Origin of the sequence: Shewanella sp. 10B, assembly GCF_023475885.1 — a bacterium.
GTDB classification, from domain to species: domain Bacteria; phylum Pseudomonadota; class Gammaproteobacteria; order Enterobacterales; family Shewanellaceae; genus Shewanella; species Shewanella mangrovisoli.
On the sequence record NZ_JAMDJO010000048.1, the window covers coordinates 1 to 203 of the forward strand.

The window sequence follows — 203 nt, forward strand, 5'->3', positions numbered from 1 at the left end:
ATCAATCTTGGTATCAATCACCACATCTTGGGTGACGGTTTTGCTGTTGCCAGCCACGTCGGTGACGGTGGCGACCACGGGGTAGGTGCCGTCAGGCAGCGCGGTACCGGTTAAGTCCACACTCCAGTTACCTTGCGCATCAATCACTAAGCCGTTGGCGGTGGTGTAGACCACGCCGTTGATGGTGACGGCTAAGGTGCTGT

1 protein-coding gene is annotated in these 203 nt (G+C 57.1%); it reads right to left on the reverse strand.

Going from position 1 to position 203, the window contains the following annotated elements; all coding sequences use genetic code 11:
- Positions 1-203 (reverse strand): Ig-like domain-containing protein (locus M0415_RS21415; protein ID WP_249560542.1); only part of this gene is annotated, 203 nt, incomplete at both ends.